A 15275-nucleotide genomic window follows, 5' to 3' on the forward strand; every position below is an offset into this window, starting at 1 on the left:
GTTCCGGCCCGCGAAAGGGAGTTGGCTGCCTTGTCGTCTGCTCTGAGCACTGATGCGACACTCACCGAGCTGGTGGTCGAGTACACCTCGGACCCCCTCACGCTCATGACCCGGCTGGCCGGATCCGGGCTGTTCGACGACTACGTCGTCTACGAGAGACCCTGGGCGTGGACGTTCGCGGGCGGCGCCCTCGGCGAGGTCGTCCTGGACGCGGCCACGGTCCGCGCGCACTGGCCCGGCCGGCCCCCGACGACCCGCGCCTGGACGGGCCGCCCCGCCGACGCACTCCGCGACACGTTCGCCGGCGCACCGCTCCCCACCTGGACCGCCTGCGGCTGGATCGCGTTCGAGTTCGCCGCGCCCCGTCCCGCCGGGCGCCTCGCCCACCTGATCGTCCCCCGCACCGAGGTCCGGGCCCGCGACGGCCGCGCCACCATCACGGGCGTCGACGAGGCCGAGGCCGAGCAGGTCGCCAAGCTGCTCACCGCCGCCGCCGCGCCGTCCGCGGGAATCCCCTCACCGGTCGACGTCCGAGCCGGCGGCGATCGCTACCGCGCACAGGTCGCCGAAGCCTTGGCCGAGATCGGCGCGGACCGCTACCAGAAGGTCATCGTGTCCCGCCGGCTGGACATCCCTTACCCCGTCGACGTCGTGTCGACCTACGTCCGGGGCCGCCGCGCGAACACTCCGGCGCGCTCGTTCCTGCTCGACCTGGACGGCTTCCAGGCCACCGGGTTCAGCCCCGAAGTCCTCGCGAGCGTCGACGCCGGCGGCCGCGTCATGACGCAGCCCCTCGCCGGCACCCGCGCCTTCGGCCTCGGCACCGACACCGACGCGCGCACCCGCCGCGACCTGGAAACCGACCCCAAGGAGATCTACGAGCACGCCGTCTCCGTCCGCACCTCACAGGACGAGCTGAACCGGGTCTGCGACCCCGGGACCGTCCAGGTCACCGACTTCATGACCGTGAAGGAACGGGGCAGCGTCCAGCACCTCGGCTCCAGCGTCAGCGGCGTCCTCGCCCCCGGCCGCACCTCGTGGGACGCCCTGGACGCCCTGTTCCCCGGCGTCACCGCGTCCGGCATCCCGAAGCCCGACGCGATCGAGGCCATCACCCGCCTGGAGGGGCGCCGCGGCCTCTACTCGGGCGCCGTCGTCACCGTCTCCCACGACGGCGCCCTCGACTCGGCCCTCGTCCTGCGCGCCCTCTACAGCGAGGACGGCCGCGCATGGCTCCGCGCAGGCGCCGGCATAGTCGGCGCCTCCACCCCGGACCGCGAATACGAGGAGACCTGCGAGAAACTCTCCAGCATCGCCCCCCACGTCGTCCCGCTCGTGTGACCACCTGCCCGCTGGGAACGTTGAGGCATGCACGGGCCCGACATGGACCTGTTCGAGGCCGTGACCACCGAACTGGGCAACGTCAACCTCGCCCCCCCGGGAACGATGCCGGCGGACCTGGACGAGGCCACGGGTCCGGAAACCTCGTCGCGCTGATACCCGAAGTCCCCGGCGGGGTGGGGCTCGGCGTCGAACCAGCCGAAAGTACGGCCGTCGCCGGCGCGAACCGTCCTTTGGGCCGGTGATCTGGAGTGGCGCCGTTGCCGACGATGCTGTCATGTCTCATGAGAATCCGATCCCGGTGCTGCACGCCGAGGGATTGACGAAAAGGTATGGCCGCCGCGAGGCGTTGAGCGAAGTCGATCTGCGTGTTCCGGCCGGTCGCGTCGTGGGTCTGGTAGGTCCGAACGGGGCCGGCAAGTCGACGTTGCTGAATCTGGCCTGCGGCCTGCTGCAGCCGACGTCGGGCACACTGCGCGTCCTGGGGTCCCGGCCGGCGGCGGACGCCGCGCACCTGGCCCGGGTCGGGTTCGTGGCGCAGAACACCCCGGTGTACCCGTCGTTCAGTGTGGCCGACCACCTGCGTCTGGGCGCGCGCCTCAACCCGTCCTGGGACCGGGGGCTGGCCGAGCGGCGCATCGCGCAGGTCGGGCTGAACCCGGGCCAGAAGGCGGGACGGCTGTCGGGTGGTCAGCGCGCGCAGCTGGCGCTGACGATCGCCGCCGCCAAGCGCCCCGAACTGCTGATCTTCGACGAGCCGGCCGCCGCGCTGGACCCGCTGGCGCGCCAGGGGTTCCTGGCGAACCTGATGGAGTTCGTCGCGGAGCTCGACGCCGGCGCCGTGCTGTCGTCGCACCTGCTCGGGGACATCGAGCGGGTCTGCGACTACCTCATCGTGCTGTGCGACTCGCGGATCCAGATCGCCGGCGAAGTCCGCGACCTGCTGGCCGGCCATCACCGGCTGTTCGCGCCCCACGGCGAACTCGGCCGGCTCCCCGCCGGTGTCGAGGTCGTCCGCGTGGACCACGGCGCCCCGCACGCCGGCGCGGTGGTGCGCACCGGCCTCCCGCCGTCGGAGATCCCGTTCCGGGCCGGGCCCGTCACGCTCGAAGAGCTGGTGCTCGCCTACATGTCGCGGGCGAACACGCCCGCCGCCCGCGCCGGCGCCGCGGCCGGGGAGGGAGTGCGATGATCTGGCTGAACTGGCGGCAGTTCCGCCTCCAGTCGCTCGCCGGCGCCATCGGGCTCGCCCTGATCGCCGGGTACCTGCTGTTCCTGGGCATGGACATCCGGGACGCCCATGACGCCTACCGGTCCCGGTGCGCCGACCCCGCCGGCTGCGCGCAGGCCGCGAGCCAGTTCCAGAGCTCCTACAAGAACACGTTGCTGTTCCTGGCCGCCGGGCTCGGGCTGATCCCCGTCGTCATCGGCGTGTTCTGGGGGGCACCGCTGATCGCGCGGGAAATGGAGCTCGGTACCCACCGGCTGGTGTGGAACCAGAGCGTGACCCGTCGCCGCTGGCTGATCGGCAGGATGGCGTTCGTCGGCCTGGCCGCGATGGCCCTGACGGGCCTGGCCGCCCTACTGCTCACCTGGGCGGCCTCCCCGTACGATTCGGTCGCCTCCGACCGGTTCGGCGCGGTGGAGTTCGGCGCCCGCAACATCGCCCCGATCGGCTACGCCTTCCTCGCCTTCACCCTCGGCACCGCCATCGGCCTGTTCGTGCGCCGGACGCTTCCGGCGATGGCCATCACGGGCGTCGTCTTCCTCGTCGTCCAGTTCACCGTGCCGAACCTGGTGCGTCCGCACCTCATACCGCCGGAGAAGACGACCCTGCCGATGACCGTGCAGACCATCAACCAGGCCAAGAACCTGGGCAGCATCACCGGCGCCCCCGTCATCGGCGGCCTGCGGGTGCCCGGCGCACCCGGCGCGTGGATCAGCGAGACCAGCCCGCTGCGCACCGCGGACGGGCAGACGCTCAGCGAGAGCACGTTCAACGACTGCCTCGACACCCCGCCGAAGAGCGGCGCGGGCGGCACGTTCGGCGACGCCGCGGTCTGCCTGTCCGGACTCGGCCTCCATGTCGACATCGAGTACCAGCCCGGCAGCCGCTACTGGCCGTTCCAGTTCGCGGAAACCGGGCTCTACCTGGTGGCCGGCGCACTCCTCACCGCCATCGCCCTGCGACGCGTCAGGCGGGTCTCGTGACGAGCGACCGGAATCCGCCGGGCACGGATCCGCCGGACGGCACATCGATAACCTGTCCGGTGTGACCGTTCCGGGGGGATGGGTCCGGGGCGTCTCCGTGACCGGACTCGGCGCCGTGTTCCTCACGGCCATCGCCGTGCAGGCCACCGCCATCGCGCAGAGCTGGGGCGCCTGGTACTGGGTGCCGGGCAGCGTCTCCGCGGCGGCGGTCTGCCTGCCGGCGCTGCCGGGGCTGCGCCGGCCGCTCCGGCCGGCGATCGCGGGCTTCGGCCTCGCGGTGTCGGCCATCGTGGCCACCCGCATGGCCGGACCCGATCTTCCCGCCGAACCCAGCCCCGCCATGACGCTGGGTCTGGCGGTGCTGACCGGCTCCGCGCTCCGGGCCCTCGCGCCGGTCCAGGCGGGCGTCATCGCGGGCGCCGGGCCGGCGGTGATCATCGCCGGCCAGCTGGCCGCCGGGCCGCCGTCCGCCGACCTCGCGGCGGTGACGGCGCTGGACGGCCTGATCTGGCTGACCGCCGTCGGGGCGGGGCTGTCGCTGCGGTTCCTGGACGCCCGTGCGCACGCGGCCGCCGAGCGGGTGCGCCGGGACGAGCGGCTGGCACTCGCCCGGGAACTGCACGACGTCGTCGCCCACCACATCACGGGAATGGTGGTCCAGGCGCAGGGCGCACAGGTGGTCGCGCGGCGGAATCCGGAGCAGGTGGGCGAGTACCTCGCCGACCTGGAGGCCGCCGGCACCGACGCCCTGGCGGCGATGCGGCGCGTCGTCGGGCTGCTGCGCGACGCCGGCGACGCGGCACCGGCGTCCCCCGGGCCTGAGCGGCTCGGCGCGCTGGTGGAGCGTTTCGGCCGGCAGGGCCCGGAGGTGCGGCTGGACATGCCGGACGGGGACACCGGGTGGCCGCCGGAGGTGACCACCACCGTGTACCGCGTCGTCCAGGAGGCGTTGACGAACGTGTCGCGGCACGCACCCAAGGCCCGGTCCGTCACGGTCACGGTCGAGCAGGACGCGCAGGGCGTCGCCGTCGAGGTCGCCGACGACGCCCCCGCCGCCCCGCCCCGGCACCCCCATCGTGGCGGATACGGTCTGATCGGCATGCGCGAACGCGTCGAGACGCTCGGCGGCTCGCTGCGCGCCGGGCCGCGGCCCGGCGCCGGCTGGTCCGTGCGGGCGACCCTGCCCGTCCCCACCAGGGAGCCCCGATGACCATTTCGGTCCTGCTCGCCGACGACCAGGCGATGGTCCGCCGCGGGCTGCGGCTGATCCTGGAGGACCAGCCCGACATCACCGTCGTCGGAGAGGCCGCCGACGGGGCCGAGGCGGTCGCCATGGCCCGGCGGCTGCGCCCGGACGTGTGCCTGGTGGACATCAGGATGCCCCGGCTCGACGGCATCGAGGTGACCCGGGCGCTGGCCGGCCCGCGGGTGCCCGACCCGATACGGGTCGTCGTGGTCACCACCTTCGACCTCGACGAGTACGTGTACGGGGCGTTGCGCGGAGGTGCGGCGGGGTTCCTCCTCAAGGACGCCGGGCCCGCCCTGCTCGCCGAGGCGGTCCGCGCCGCCCACAACGGCGAGGCGCTGGTCTCACCGTCGGTCACCGTGAGGCTGCTGCGGCACCTGACGGCCGCCTCGGCACCGTCCGGCGCCGCGCGGCCCCCACCCCTGTCGGACCGCGAACTCCAGGTCGTCCGGGCGCTGGCGCGCGGCCGCACCAACCAGGAGATCGCCGCCGAGCTGTTCATCTCGGTCAGCACCGTCAAAAGCCACCTGTCGGGCATCCAGACCAAACTGGGGGTGCGCAACCGGGTCGGAATCGTCACGTGGGCATGGGAGAACCGGCTCGTCGACACACCATGAGCGGCGCCGCGGCCGGCCCGAGCCGGTCCGCTCCCCTTGAACCGGCAGGCCCGGGCCGGCGACGGGTCACATGAGCCAGGCGGCGATGTCCGAGCCGGGGGGCCACAGGGTGAAGACCACCGCCCAGGCGATGAACTTGGCGACCTCCAGCGCGGTGCGGACCCGCCAGTAGCGGGCGGCATGCCGGCGGTCGGCCCGCCTGCCCTCGATGACGTCGTTCACGCCGTCGTCCATGATCTGCGTTCCCCTTTCACGGCCCGGGGGCGGCCGGGTCCCCGCGCCGATCCCTCGCGGCGTGAATCCAGGAAACATCCGCGGGCGGGTGTCCTGCAGGGCGCCGGACGACGCGGTGCCCGGCCCGTCCACCCGGGTGCCGGAACCGGACAGGCGCTCGGCCATCGGGACGGCCGGCGGCCACGGTCGTCCTCGCGTCGTACTGTCTCGGACAGCGTTGGACACTCGGAGAAGGGTGAGGCGTGGACGACGTTCCGCACACGCACGACCTGGAGGAGAGACTCGCGGCGGTCGCCACCCGGGTGGAACTGGCCGCGCTGCTGCGCGAGTTGCACCGGCGGGCGGACAGCCCGTCGCTGCGCACGCTCGACAGGGACTCGGTCGACCGCGGGGATCCGGTGCGGCTGACCAAGTCCTCGGTGAGCGACATGCTCAAGGGCAGCCGGTTCCCCCGCAAGGCACTGCTGTCGGCATTCGTCCACGCCTGCGGGACCCCGGCCTCCCGCCTGGCCCCTTGGACGCAGGCATGGGAACGCATCGCGACCACGGAGGAGAGCCGGGCTCAGGCCGACACCGGCACCCGGCCGGACGTGTGCGTCGAACTGGCGCGGTGGGTGGCCGAGTTCGACCAGCCGCACAGGTCGTCCCCCGAGGAGATCCTCCGCGGCGAAGGGCCGGCGGTGAACACGAACGACCTGGCGGCCCTGCCCTCGGCGCTCGGGGCGCTGCGCTCCAGCGGCGTGACCGCCGAGGTGGTCACCTGCTTCCGCGGCATCCATGTGCCGGTCGGGTCGGCCTCCGAGTTCTGGGCGGTGCTGGCCGCGGACATGACGCTGCACCGCGGGACCGCGGGGCACCGGCGGTGGCTCGTCAAGGAGAGCGGCGAGATCCTCAGGCGCAGGAACAAGCCGGAACACGTGGCGCAGCTGCGGCTGACCTGGAAGGTGCTCTTCGAGAGGTTTCTGACCGGCGGAGCGGACGACCCCGCATGGCCGATCGAGCAGATGGTGGCCGACATCACGGCGTGGGCGGGCGGCCGCGCCAACTGGTTCTACCATTTCATGGTCTGGCTGCTGGAGGTCGTCCCTGACGACCCGGCACTGTGGGCCGGCATCCACAAGGCGCTCCGGGACTACGAGGCGGATCTCCCGGAGGTGGCGCCCTGGGAGCTGCGCCTGCGAGTCAAGAAGGCCCAGAGCCTGGCGTCGCGCCGCATCGGCTCCCGGCGGCCGGCCTCCTTCGCCCCGGCCATCACGCCCGTTCCGGGCGGCCGCCTGTGCCCCTACGAGTTCAAGGCGATGCTGTTCCCCCTGACGATCGGCGAGGTCGGGGTCCTGCTGGCGGACGAGGTCCCGGACAACGTCGACCACCCCTACGTCATCGATCTTCCCAGGCCTCCCGAGAAGGGCTCGGGCACCGACCTGGTCAACTGCCTGAGCCGGCTGATCGGGGCCTGCATGCGCGACGATCCCGATTCCGAGGAACTGTGGGCGGTCCCGACCGCCCCGGAATGGCTGGCCCTCGCCGGCTGCGAGGACACCGACTATCCCTGGGGCCAGACCCCGCCCACCCCCGAACGGGCGAATCTCGGCTACGGCGACCTGCGAGGCAGGCATGAGGTCGAGCCCGTCGGCTGGCGGGAGCGCGGGAAGTCGCCGCACGGCGTCCAGGACTGCTGCGGCAACGTCCACGAGATCGTCGAGTGGCGGCTGGACGCGACCGGCCGCCGGGACTTCCGGCTCGCGGGCGGTTGTTTCCGCACCGCGCCGAAGTGGTCGTCATGCCGCAGGTTCCGGCCGCTCGTCCCGAGGCCCTACTCCAGGCGGAACGTAGGCATCCGCCTGATCAAATACCACATCTCCGACACCGCCCGCCGCGAGGCCGCGCTGCGGGACTTCCTCAGCGAGCAGGGCGCGATCCGGTGAAGCCACGACCTCCTGCTCCTGCCCCGACACGGCGAGCGGGACGCTGCGGGAGGATCTGATGTCCGCGTCCGGGAAGGTCGGGTAGTGCTGGTGGAGTCGGGCGGAGTGGACGGATCTCGTGTCGGCGGGCACGCTGGCGCAGTGTCCGGCGTGTACAAGAGTTCACGGGGCCGGCGCGCCGTCCGGCAGTGGTGTTCGGATGCTCTGTCGCGGCCGGCTTCCCGCTCACCCATGCGACGGTGGACACCAGCGGCGGCCGGGTGGCGCTCGTGTCGGCCGGACACCAAGGGCCGCGGATCGTCCTGGTACCCGGCACCGGCTTCAACGCGGCGGTCGCACCGGCCCCGGCGGGGCCGGGCGGCCTGGTACGGCCGGGTCCTGGACGAGGTCCTGGCGGCCGCGGACCTGGACCGCGTCGTGCTGGTGGGCGATTCGCTGGGGGCGGCGGTGGCCCTGGCCGCCGACTCCCCCCGGATCGCGGCGCGGGCACTCGTCTCTCCGGCCGGGTTCATCCGTCTCACGGTGGACCCGGCACTGGCGGTGGCTTCTGCCCTGTGGTTGCCGCGTCCCACGCCCGGACACACCCGCGGCATGCTGCGGTTGTTCGTCGCCCCCGGTGAGGATCCGCCCGGGAACGAAGTCGAGTGGATGACTCTCATGGCCGCCAGTTGCCGCACCACCCTGGCCCCGCCGCCCCTGCCCGCCGACCTGCTCGCCCGCCGCACCGACAGGCCCTGCATCGTCGGTACGGGAGAGCACGACCGGTTCCTCCCACCTCGTCGCCTGGCACCGGCAGTGCGCCGGACCATGGACCTCGACCTGCGGATCCTGCCCGGCATGGGCCACCTGACCACTCCGGATCACCTCGACGCCGTGATGGCGCTGATAGCCGAGGTCGCCGATCCGTGACCAGCAGCACGGGCGAACCATCGGGAGCTGAACCCTGGGCAGGGCGTCGCCACAGGCGCGTGGTGACGGGGGTTGGGACTTGGCCGGTCAGGGGCCACCGGTTTGGCGTTGGCCGCGGAGGCGAAGTTGGCGGGCGGGCCGGGCCTTCGGGTAGTTGCGCCGACGGCGGGGACGGTTCCGGTCGGGTATGAGGGCCGCGGTCGAGCTCGGAGCCTGCTCCCACAGGTTCGGGATGCTCGGCTCCGGTCGCGGGTCCAATGGCATGTGTGATGCAACGGGGCGGGGAACGTCGGCCGACGGCTGAGCGGGCTGAGGGGTGGGAACCGTCCGGCCGGGAGGCAGTGCGCGGTAGCTGTAGCGGCCGTCCTGTTCCTTGGTGATGGTGAGCCGGGACGGGTGACCGGCCTTCCAGCGGTTGTGCCACCCGCAAACGAGGGCGAGTTGGTCGATGTCGGTGGGGCTGTCGCCCAACGCCCAGCCCTTGACGTGGTCGACCTCGCTCAACGTCCCGGGAACCTCGCAGCCCTGCACCGCACACGTCGGGTAAAGGGTCTCCAGGACGCGGCGCTGGCCTGGGGTGGCGAACCGCTCCCGGTACCCGAGGTAGAGGGGCAGGTGGCCGCGTCCCAGCAACAGCGGCGAGACCCCGGCGGACAGGGCGATGCGGCGGGCCTGCTCGGCGGGGATCGGTGTTCCGTCCGTCAACCGCGCGGGCGTGGTGCCGCCGGTGAGGGTGTCCAGGTCGCAGATGACGGTGACCTTGGTGGCCTTGTGCCCGCCCGACAGCACGCTCGACAGCGCGGCGGCCGTCCGCTCGGACAGGTCACGGCGGTCGTCGGCCCCGGCCGGCTTGGCCAGCGGGCCGAGTGTCCCGTCCCAGATGGCGGTGTCCTCAGCGTTCAGCCAGCCCTTGATGTACCGGCCGCCGTCCAGCGACCGGGTGGAGTCGATCCAGGACCGCTCATACCCGCGCCGGGAGTCGGCGTCGGGAGTCTCGGTACCGTCGCGCTCGGCGATGACGTCACGGATCCGGCGGCCGAACGAGGCGACTTTCCCGGCGGAGAAGTCCTGATCGACCATGCCGAGCAGGATCGCCTCGGCCGCGGCGCAGTCGGTGTCGTCCAGGCGTGCGACCGCACCGGCGATGGTGGCGGCGTACCCGGACGACAGCGACCCCGACGTCCACCGGCCGGTCATCTCGGTCAGGCGGTGCCGCTGGCGGGCCAGGGTGAGACGTTCCTTGGCGCGGGCGTCGCGCATGCCGAGCCGATTCCGCAACCAGGACTGCGTTGACGGAAATCCCCAGCGCTGAACTTCGCGGGCGCCGTCCACCACTCCGATGAATCCGGCGAGGGCCGCCTCCTGCTTGTCGGTGGCGACCGCAAGCGCTTCGGTGAGTTCCAGGCACGCCGCCGCAGATTCCGGGGCGGCACGCTCGGCGAGTTCGGCGGCGATCTCCGAAAGAGCGTTCACCAATTCCATGGTGGACGCCTCATCGAGGTCGATCGTCATCGAACGCATGTACGAATGCTATCGCGCCCGGCATCGCGATACGGCCCCAACGACTCAGATTAGAGTTCGATTATTGTCACCATATGGATAGCCAGAGTGACGCATAGAGCGACCATAAGCCGCAAAGTGGCCTTTTCCCTTGCAGGGTCTTGGCTGGGCGGTGGGGGCGGCGCGACCAGGTGGGGCAGGCGGAGCCTGCCCGTTTGAACGCTGCATGAGGGGTCGCAGAGGCTCCGAAGCCAAGGGTGGGACGGAGTCCCATCGCGAAGCGACGCGAAGCGCCCAGGGCGATTTCAAAGTCGTCGGCGACGGATTGTTGTGACGCTATGTGAGCATGAGTAGTGGGGCTGCGCGGTCGTGGTGGCGGCCGATCTTCTGGACGGTTTCGGTGATCTTGGTGATGCCGTTGATGGCCAGGGCGCCGAGGGCGAGGTTGCGCAGGGCGGCGGTGTTGCGGGGGCCGTTGCCCAGGTAAGCCTGCTGGTCGCCTTCTTGCCACACGGTGTCGCGGGGCCGGTGCTCCAGGTTCTCGATCGACCAGTGCCCGCGGGTGCTGGTGTGGAAGTCTGCGCTGGTCATCGTGGCGCGGCTGGTGACCATCATGACGATCTCTTTGCTGGTGGGCTGTCCGGCCAGGTCGGCGATGTCGCGGCGGATCACCGCCAGGCGGGCCGCATACGGCAGCCTCACCTTGTCGCCGTCGGCCAGGTCGGTGCTCCAGGTGGTCCAGGTGCTGATCCGGCCGTGGCCGGTTTCGGTGACCACATGCGGGATCTGCCCACCCCACACCAGGCCGGCCGCGACGCGCCTGCACGCGGCGTACAGCGCTTCGCGGTTCCCCTTGACCGCCATCAGATAGTCGGCGTTCTTGTTGTCCACCAGGTGGCGGGCGGTGGCGGCGCAGGTGTGCGCGGCGTCCATCGTCACCAGCGCCCCGTCGATGTCCAGGTCGTCCAGCAGGGTGGTGACCTGGGTGGTCTCGGTGGTGCCCTCGGGCACCGCGATCTGCGCCAGGGTCACCGGGTCCCGCCCTCTGCGGCGGTGGACCAGCGCCGAGAACAGCACCAGCCGCCCATCACCGTCCCAGGCGCCGTGCAGGTCTTTGCCGTCCAGCGCGATCTGCCATCCACCCTGGTCGCAGGCGGCGCAGGCCCGCAGCCAATCGGCGATGACCCGGTCCAGCGCATCGGCGTCCACCCCGATCAGCACCCGCCGGATCGTGCCGGCACCGGCGGCGACCCGCCGCCGCCTGAACGGATGCCACCGCACCCCCAGCAACTCCAGCAGGGCCGGGGAGAAGTCCTCGGCCGCCGACCCCATCTCCCGGTAGTTGCGGGCCCCGCCCAGCGTCGCCACCACCGCAACCGCCGGCACCGCCACCAGCCGATGCCGGATCCCCCTGCGCTTACGCGGATCGGTCAAGCCCTCCAAGGCTTCCAGCAGACACGGCAACGTACGAGCATGCGAGACTGACACCGATGACCTTCTTGTCCGGGGCTGGAAGCGTGAGAACTCCCATGATCCCGAACAGAAGGTCATCTTCATTCCGGCGTCACCCTACGTGACGACAGCCGATCCGGCCATAAGGGCACGGACACCCCAAACAGGCAACCTTGAAATCGCCCTGCGAAGCGCCCTTGACTTCGGAGGGGCGGCCCCTTACGCTGCGCCGCCTCCGCCGCCCAATGAACAATTCCCTTAAAGCCGATCCAAGTGAAAGTGACCCCGAGCAAAGGCGACCCGAACAAAGGTGATCCAAACAAAGGTGAGCCGAGCAAAGGTGAGCCGCAGCCGATGTCGAGGGGACAGGCCAGGCCGGATACTGTCAACCGATGCCGACGGCAAGCACTTTCTTGCTGACCTTGCCGACAGGGGTGCGCGGAAAGGAATCCACCACCTCGATCCGATCCGGGAATTTGTACGCGGCGACGCCTCGCTCGCGCAGGAATTCCTTGACCTCGCGGAGGACCGGCGCCTTTTCGCTCTCCCTGACGATGAGGAACGCGCATGTCCGTTCCCCCATCATCGGGTCGGGGAGCCCGACGACGGCGGCGTCGTGGATCGCCGGGTGGGCCAGGAGGTGGTTCTCCAGTTCCTCGGCGGAGATCTTGTCGCCGCCTCGGTTGATCTGGTCCTTTTCGCGGCCCTCCACGACGAGGTGACCCGTCGGGAGTTCGCGGACGAGGTCGCCGGTGCGGTAGAAACCGTCCGGGGTGAACGAGCGGGCGTTGTGCTCGGGGGCGCGGTAGTAGCCGCGGAGGGTGTACGGGCCGCGGGTGAGGAGTTCGCCCACCTCACCGGGGGCGACTTGTTCGCCGTCGCCATCCACGACGCGGATCTCGTCGGCCGGTGAGAGAGGGCGGCCTTGAGTCCGTTCCACCAGTTCGCGAGGGTCGTCCAGCCGCGTGTAGTTGAGGAGGCCCTCGGCCATGCCGAAGACCTGCTGGACCTGGCAGCCCAGGACGTCCGGCACCTCGGCGGCCCGTTCGGCGGCGAATTTGGCGCCGCCGACCTGGAGGAGTTCGAGCGAAAACACGTCCTCGTCCGACCACGTCACCGCGTCCAGCCACAGCAGGGCGATCGGCGGGACCATCGCGCACACCGTCGCCCGTTCGCGCTCGATCAGGGGGAACGCCTCGTCCGGGGAGCCGGACGGGGACAGGACGACCGTGCCGCCGGTGGCGAAGACGCCGAGGATGCCGGGGCAGGCGAGCGCGAAGTTGTGGGCGGCGGGGAGGACGACCAGGTAGACGGTGTCGCGGGTGAAACCGCAGACTTCGGCACTGGCCTCCAGGTTGTAGACGTAGTCGCGGTGGGTCCGCGGGATGAGCTTCGGCAGGCCCGTCGTGCCGCCGGAGAGCAGGAAGACGCCGACGTCGGCCGCAACGGGTCCGTCGATCTCCATCGGATCGGCATCGGCCGCGGCCACCGCGCCCACCGCGGCGAGTGAGGAGAGCGAGGAGAGTGCGGTGAACTCAGCTGCGTCGCCGTCCACGATCACGTGCTCTACGGGGAGGGTGCGGGCCATCGGGCGGTAGTCGAAGTCGCCGTCGCGGTCGGCGCAGATGTAGGCGCGGGCCTCGGACAGCTCGCACAGGTAGCGGATTTCGCTGTCCCGGTGGGCCGGGAGGGCGAGGACGGGGGAGGCGCCGATCCGGACCAGGGCGAGGAACGTGACGACGAAGCCCGTGGTGTTCGGGAGCTGGACGACGACGCGGTCGCCGCGGCGGATGCCGAGGCGCAGGAAGCCGGCGGCGGTGCGGGAGGCGCGGTCGTCCAGGTCCGCGTAGGTGAGGCGGTCGTCGCCGGCGATCAGGGCGGTCTTGTCCGGGTCGCCGCGCAGGACGTCGCCCAGGAGCCGGCCGGTCCAGTAGCCCTCGGCCTTGTAGCGTGCTTCGAGGTCGGCCGGCCAGGGAGTGAAGCCGTCGGTGTCCATCGGCGGGCTCACCGCCCGGCGAGCTGGGCCGGGGCGCCGGGGACCGGTTCGGCCGGGTCGGAGCCGAGGGCGACGATGCGGTTGGCGGCGTCCACGTGGACGACGCGGGGCTCGTGGCCGTCGCGGCCGGTGTCGTCCACGGACGTGTAGGTGATGATGATGACCATGTCGCCGGGCTGGACCTGGCGGGCCGCCGCGCCGTTGATGCCGATGACTCCGCTGCCCGCGTCCCCGGGGATGGCGTAGGTGACGAGACGAGAGCCGTTGGTGATGTCGACGACGTGGACCTGTTCGCCCTCGACGATGTCCGCGGCCTCCATCAGGTCCGCGTCGATCGTCAGGGAGCCCACGTAGTGCAGGTCCGCCTGGGTGACGGTCGCACGGTGGATCTTTCCGTTCATCAGCATGCGCTGCACCGGTTCGCCCTCTTCCTCAAGAACAACTAAGGCTAGGCTTACCTTAGCCACTCCCCCGGCAGAGGAGAACCCCGACGATGCTCCGGCGACTGGCCCGCCGCGTGGTCATGGACATCGGTCCGCTGCGCGACAGCAGGCCGTTCCGCAACGTGTTCATCGCCCGCACCGTCTCGGTCTTCGGGATCGGCATGCTGGCCGTCGCGCTGCCCGTGCAGGTCTATGCGCTGACCGGGTCGACCGTGCATGTCGGCGCGGTGGCCGCCGCCGAGGGTTTCGCGCTTCTCGCGGGATTCCTGTGGGGCGGGGTGCTGGCCGACCGGTACGACCGGCGGCGGCTGATGCTGCGCGCGCGGACGGCCGCCGGTGTGGGCTTCGTCCTGCTGGCTGTCAACGCCTTCCTGCCGTCCCCGTCGGTCACCGCCCTGTACGTGCTGGCGGCGTGGGACGGCCTCGCGACCGGTGTCAGCGTCACCGCGCTGCTGGCCGCAACGCCGTCCCTGGTCGCGCCGGACAAGCTGGTGGCGGCGGGGGCGCTGAACGCGCTGACCGTCCGGCTCGGGTCGATGGTGTCGCCCGCGCTCGGCGGGCTGGTCGTGTCGGCGTTCGGCGTCGGCTGGAACTACGCCGCCGCGGCGGCGGGGACCCTCGGCACGATCGCGCTACTGACCAGGCTGCCGCCGCTCAAACCCGCCGTCGGCGACGAGCCGGAGACGAACCCGCTGAGAGCCGTCGGGGACGGTTTCCGCTTCGTCGCGTCGCATCGTGTGGTCGGTTCCCTCATGCTTCTCGGGCTGCTGTTCATGGTCGCGGGCGGCATCCCGGTTCTGATGCCCGCGTTCGCGACGCGGAGCCTGGACGGCGGGCCCACCACGGTCGGGCTGCTGTTCGCCGCGCCGGCCTGCGGCGCGGTCCTGGCGTCCGTGACGAGCGGCTGGGCCGGGACGTTCCGGCGGCCGGGGCTCGCCCTGCTCGTCGCTTCCGTCACGGGTTTCGCCTCGCTCGCCTGCCTGGGCCTGGCCCGCCACCCGGCGCTCGCCGTCGCGATCCTGTTCGCGTACGGGTTCGTCGAGTCGGTGGAGGAGATCCTGCGGTACGGGCTGATCCAGTCGCACACGCCCGACTCGCATCTGGGGCGGGTCAACGCGCTGTGGGCCGCGCAGGAGACGGGTGGCGGCGCCATCGGGTCGCTGGGCGCCGGGGCCCTCGGCCGCTACCTGGCGCCGGGTGCGGCGATCGTGGTCTACGGGACGGTCAGCGCCGTTCTCGCGCTCGTGCTGGCGCTGACCCTCACCGGGCTCCGCACCGCGACCATCCGCCCGAAGCGCGAACCGCAAACCGTCCCGGAAGCGGGACCGGGACCGGGATCGGGACCAATAAAGAAGCCGGAGCCGAAAAAGAAGCCGGAGCCGGAGCGGGGCTGATCCGGCT

General features: G+C 71.7%; 14 protein-coding genes. 9 read left to right on the forward strand and 5 right to left on the reverse strand.

The window, feature by feature from the left end; genetic code table 11:
• The first annotated feature begins 30 nt into the window (after positions 1-30).
• The 6 genes from ACGFIS_RS22810 to ACGFIS_RS22835 all read left to right on the forward strand — a co-directional run bounded on the left by ACGFIS_RS22810 (position 31) and on the right by ACGFIS_RS22835 (position 5415).
• A complete protein-coding gene (locus ACGFIS_RS22810; RefSeq protein WP_392972386.1) occupies positions 31-1341 on the forward strand; it encodes a salicylate synthase in 1311 nt (436 codons plus the stop codon).
• A gap of 27 nt (positions 1342-1368) precedes the next feature.
• Positions 1369-1497 carry a hypothetical protein gene (locus ACGFIS_RS22815; RefSeq protein WP_392906845.1) on the forward strand — a complete coding sequence of 43 codons (129 nt, stop codon included), beginning with the start codon at positions 1369-1371 and terminating at the stop codon, positions 1495-1497.
• 121 nt (positions 1498-1618) lie between these two features.
• Positions 1619-2533, forward strand: coding sequence for an ABC transporter ATP-binding protein (locus ACGFIS_RS22820; RefSeq protein WP_392906847.1), 915 nt, complete (start codon positions 1619-1621; stop codon positions 2531-2533).
• Positions 2530-3552 (forward strand): ABC transporter permease subunit, encoded by a 1023-nt coding sequence (locus tag ACGFIS_RS22825; RefSeq protein ID WP_392906848.1) that lies wholly within the window; start codon positions 2530-2532, stop codon positions 3550-3552. Before ACGFIS_RS22820 ends, ACGFIS_RS22825 begins: the two co-directional genes overlap by 4 nt.
• 61 nt (positions 3553-3613) lie before the next feature.
• Entirely contained in the window at positions 3614-4762 is a 1149-nt protein-coding gene (locus tag ACGFIS_RS22830; RefSeq protein ID WP_392906849.1) for a sensor histidine kinase, read from the forward strand.
• Positions 4759-5415 carry a response regulator gene (locus ACGFIS_RS22835; RefSeq protein ID WP_392906851.1) on the forward strand — a complete coding sequence of 219 codons (657 nt, stop codon included), beginning with the start codon at positions 4759-4761 and terminating at the stop codon, positions 5413-5415. The genes ACGFIS_RS22830 and ACGFIS_RS22835 overlap by 4 nt, the downstream gene beginning before the upstream one ends.
• A gap of 66 nt (positions 5416-5481) precedes the next feature.
• Here ACGFIS_RS22835 and ACGFIS_RS22840 read toward each other — a convergent pair whose 3' ends face one another.
• Entirely contained in the window at positions 5482-5649 is a 168-nt protein-coding gene (locus ACGFIS_RS22840) for a hypothetical protein (RefSeq protein WP_392972388.1), read from the reverse strand.
• 242 nt (positions 5650-5891) lie between these two features.
• On the opposite strand from ACGFIS_RS22840, the gene ACGFIS_RS22845 reads away from it, so the two are divergent.
• The gene (locus ACGFIS_RS22845) at positions 5892-7574 is read left to right on the forward strand and encodes a hypothetical protein (RefSeq protein ID WP_392906854.1); all 1683 of its coding nucleotides are present in this window, start codon (positions 5892-5894) and stop codon (positions 7572-7574) included.
• Positions 7575-7805: 231 nt separating this feature from the next.
• Positions 7806-8483 carry an alpha/beta fold hydrolase gene (locus ACGFIS_RS22850; protein ID WP_392906856.1) on the forward strand — a complete coding sequence of 226 codons (678 nt, stop codon included), beginning with the start codon at positions 7806-7808 and terminating at the stop codon, positions 8481-8483.
• A gap of 87 nt (positions 8484-8570) precedes the next feature.
• Here ACGFIS_RS22850 and ACGFIS_RS22855 read toward each other — a convergent pair whose 3' ends face one another.
• The 4 genes from ACGFIS_RS22855 to panD all read right to left on the reverse strand — a co-directional run bounded on the left by ACGFIS_RS22855 (position 8571) and on the right by panD (position 13847).
• On the reverse strand, positions 8571-10004 hold the full coding sequence (locus ACGFIS_RS22855; RefSeq protein ID WP_392972390.1) for a DUF222 domain-containing protein: 1434 nt from the start codon (positions 10002-10004) through the stop codon (positions 8571-8573).
• Between the two features lie 315 nt (positions 10005-10319).
• Positions 10320-11540 carry an ISAs1 family transposase gene (locus tag ACGFIS_RS22860; protein ID WP_392972392.1) on the reverse strand — a complete coding sequence of 407 codons (1221 nt, stop codon included), beginning with the start codon at positions 11538-11540 and terminating at the stop codon, positions 10320-10322.
• A gap of 280 nt (positions 11541-11820) precedes the next feature.
• Positions 11821-13431: a (2,3-dihydroxybenzoyl)adenylate synthase gene (locus ACGFIS_RS22865; RefSeq protein ID WP_392906859.1), complete on the reverse strand. Its 1611-nt coding sequence runs from the start codon at positions 13429-13431 to the stop codon at positions 11821-11823.
• An 8-nt stretch (positions 13432-13439) separates the two neighbouring features.
• The gene (panD, locus tag ACGFIS_RS22870) at positions 13440-13847 is read right to left on the reverse strand and encodes an aspartate 1-decarboxylase (protein WP_392906861.1); all 408 of its coding nucleotides are present in this window, start codon (positions 13845-13847) and stop codon (positions 13440-13442) included.
• 77 nt (positions 13848-13924) lie between these two features.
• On the opposite strand from panD, the gene entS reads away from it, so the two are divergent.
• Entirely contained in the window at positions 13925-15268 is a 1344-nt protein-coding gene (gene entS / locus ACGFIS_RS22875) for an enterobactin transporter EntS (protein WP_392906863.1), read from the forward strand.
• Positions 15269-15275: the final 7 nt, after the last annotated feature.

Source organism: Spirillospora sp. NPDC048824 (assembly GCF_043198455.1).
Lineage (GTDB): Bacteria > Actinomycetota > Actinomycetes > Streptosporangiales > Streptosporangiaceae > Spirillospora.

Bases quoted from the DNA above. Each gene is read 5' to 3' on its own strand.
- ACGFIS_RS22815 (WP_392906845.1), top strand. From the start codon at position 1,369: ATGCACGGGCCCGACATGGACCTGTTCGAGGCCGTGACCACCGAACTG.
- ACGFIS_RS22820 (WP_392906847.1), top strand. From the start codon at position 1,619: ATGTCTCATGAGAATCCGATCCCGGTGCTGCACGCCGAGGGATTGACG.
- ACGFIS_RS22825 (WP_392906848.1), top strand. From the start codon at position 2,530: ATGATCTGGCTGAACTGGCGGCAGTTCCGCCTCCAGTCGCTCGCCGGC.
- ACGFIS_RS22835 (WP_392906851.1), top strand. From the start codon at position 4,759: ATGACCATTTCGGTCCTGCTCGCCGACGACCAGGCGATGGTCCGCCGC.
- ACGFIS_RS22840 (WP_392972388.1), bottom strand. From the start codon at position 5,649: ATGGACGACGGCGTGAACGACGTCATCGAGGGCAGGCGGGCCGACCGC.
- ACGFIS_RS22850 (WP_392906856.1), top strand. From the start codon at position 7,806: ATGCGACGGTGGACACCAGCGGCGGCCGGGTGGCGCTCGTGTCGGCCG.
- ACGFIS_RS22855 (WP_392972390.1), bottom strand. From the start codon at position 10,004: ATGCGTTCGATGACGATCGACCTCGATGAGGCGTCCACCATGGAATTG.
- ACGFIS_RS22860 (WP_392972392.1), bottom strand. From the start codon at position 11,540: ATGAAGATGACCTTCTGTTCGGGATCATGGGAGTTCTCACGCTTCCAG.
- ACGFIS_RS22865 (WP_392906859.1), bottom strand. From the start codon at position 13,431: ATGGACACCGACGGCTTCACTCCCTGGCCGGCCGACCTCGAAGCACGC.
- entS (WP_392906863.1), top strand. From the start codon at position 13,925: ATGCTCCGGCGACTGGCCCGCCGCGTGGTCATGGACATCGGTCCGCTG.